At 76.0% G+C, this 2,407-nt stretch carries 1 protein-coding gene and 1 pseudogene; both read right to left on the bottom strand.

The annotated features are described in order from the left end of the window. Positions 1-1,108, bottom strand: a pseudogene (locus tag ABZ371_RS31730) (ribonuclease E/G); the annotation flags it as partial. A 231-nt stretch (positions 1,109-1,339) separates the two neighbouring features. After that, entirely contained in the window at positions 1,340-2,122 is a 783-nt protein-coding gene (locus tag ABZ371_RS31725; RefSeq protein ID WP_358686207.1) for a TIGR03936 family radical SAM-associated protein, read from the bottom strand. Between the last annotated feature and the right edge of the window lie 285 nt (positions 2,123-2,407).

Genomic DNA, 2,407 nt, shown 5'->3' with positions numbered 1-2,407 from the left:
AGCCGGCGGCTGCCGCCGCCGCGGCAGCCGTCTCGGGGGTTTGGAACATCGGCTCGGCGAAGACCGGCGCCCGGAACACGGCGACGGCGGGGCGCGCGGCACGCCGGCCCTTGCGGACGGGCTCCTCGGTCTTGGCGGTGAACTCCGGCCGGCCCGCGGCGGCGGTGGCCCGGCGGCGCTGGCGGCCGCGCGGCGCGGCCTCCTCGACCTCTTCGGTCTCGGCGGCCAGCTCGTCCGCCACGGCTGCCGGAAGGCTCTCACCGGTCTCGGCCGCCAGCTCGGCGGCCTCCTCCACGGCCTGCGGCGCTCCCGCCGGCGCGGTCGCCTTGCGGGTGGCGCGACGACGACCTCGCGGAGCCAAGGACGCCTCGGGGGCCTCTGCGGCCTCAGGAGCCTCTGTCGTCTCGGGGGCCTGTGTGGTCTCGGGGGCCTGTGCCGGCTCGGCGGCCGACTCGGACGCAGCCTGGGCGTCGGCGGTCCGAGCGCCCTGCGGGGCACCGGCCGGAGCCGAGGCCCGGCGACGGGTGCGACCACGCGGTGCGGCCGGCTCGGCAAGCTGCTCGGGCTCCTGGACGGCGGCGGTTTCGGCTGCCGTCTCCACGGCCTTCTCCGACTCGGCCGCGGGAAGGGCTTCCGCCACGGTTTCGGCGGCCTGCGGGGCACCCGCCGGAGCGGTGGCCTTACGGGTGGCACGGCGTCGGCCACGGGGCGCCTCGGCGGCGGGCGCCTCGGCGACATCCGCCACGCGGGGGGCCTCGGCCTCGGCCACCACCGGGGCGGCAGGCTCGGCCACGGGCTCGGCCACGGTTTCAGCGGCCTGCGGAGCACCCGCAGGAGCGGTCGCCTTGCGGACCGCACGGCGGCGGGCACGCACCGGAGGCGCCGACTCGACAGCCTGCTCGTCGACAGCCTCGGCCGGGGCGCTCTCCGAGGTCTCCTGCTCGGTCACGGCGGCGGAGACGGTCTCGGCGGTGGGGGCGCCGGGCGGGCCGGCGGGCCTGGAGGCCGCGCGGCGCCTGCGGCGCGGCGGCAGCTTGTCCCCGGGTGCGGTGCTGTTCTCGGTGTTTCCGGCGTTTCCGGTGTTTCCGGGTTCGATCGGCTCGGGCATGCGGGCGGTTCTCCCGTCACGCTCCCGGGCGCCGCGCCTGTTTCCGATCCGGCCGGTACGCGTGATGTGCGCTATACCGCCGTCCGGGGCGCGGGCGCCGCACGGGAGCTGATGTCTGGCTCGCCGGTTCCGTACGCGATTGCCCACGGCCTGGCGAAAGTCTTGTTGGGGGCGGTACGCGGCCCGACCCAGGTGGCTCCCGGGTACGAGGGCTGCGCTACGACGACCGCCTTACGCGGTGACTGCACCTTCCGGCGCCGTCGCGACGGCGGCCGGGTCGGCCGCGATACCAACGGCCGGGGCTGCCTCGCGGTCGGGCGCGAGCGGGTCGGTCACCGTGCCGGACTCCTCGTCGAAGAGCCCCTGCGCCAGCCTGGTCACCGCTGCGGGGACCGGCGGCGCCAGGTCGGCCACAGCTCGGAGACCGGACAGGACGTCGTCGGGTCGCACGGCAGGTGTCACGTGCCGAACAACCAGCCGCAGTATCGCACAGGGCCCCGCCCCGGGCCTATCAGGCTCTGGATCAAGGGCCTGCAGGTCCGCGACGGCGGCGCGGGCGTCGAAGCTGCGCATGCCGTTCTTCGCCCGGCGCTGCACCTCGACGCTGTCGGCGGCCAGGAAGGCGGCGACCGCCTTCTCGGCGTCCTTCACGGCGACCCCGTCCAGCCGCATCTCCCAGACGGAGGCGGTCAGCCGGTCCGCGAGGCCGGAGGTGCGGGCCTCCACCGCGTCGACGATGTCGAGGCCGTCCGGCAGGGACGCGTCCAGCAGTTCCCGAAGGACTCGCGGGTCGCGCGGCTGCGTGAGGGCGATCTCCAGGAATTCGGCCTCACTGCCGGTACCGGTGGGGGCGGCGTTGGCGTACGAAACCTTCGGGTGCGGGGTGAATCCGGCCGAGTAGGCCATGGGCACCTCCGAGCGCCGCAGCGCCCGCTCGAAGGCACGCTGGAAGTCTCGATGACTGGTGAACCGGAGGCGGCCCCGCTTGGTGTAGCGCAGACGGATGCGCTGCACCGCCGGTGCGGGCGGCGGGCCTTCGGGCTGTCGCTTGCCCAGTGGTTCTTCTCCTCGGTGCGGGGCGGACGCGGTGGCGCACCGCCCACGAAGTACAGGGTGCCCCGGGGTGCCGCTCCGGCTCACCCCCGCTCGCCGGTTGTTCCGGCGTGCGGGGAGATCTCGGGCGCGGGCGCCGCGCTGGGGACGGTCGTTCTCCTACCCAGGGTACGCGCAGCGGACTCCTCGAGTTCCCGCACCGCCGTGACCTGCGGCTCCGCTGCCGGCGCGCGACCGGCGCCCCAC

Origin of the sequence: Streptomyces sp. NPDC005899, from assembly GCF_040629645.1 — a bacterium.
Lineage (GTDB): Bacteria > Actinomycetota > Actinomycetes > Streptomycetales > Streptomycetaceae > Streptomyces.
The sequence above is the reverse complement of the archived record's forward strand: the minus strand, read 5'-3'. Positions and strand labels throughout refer to the sequence as shown.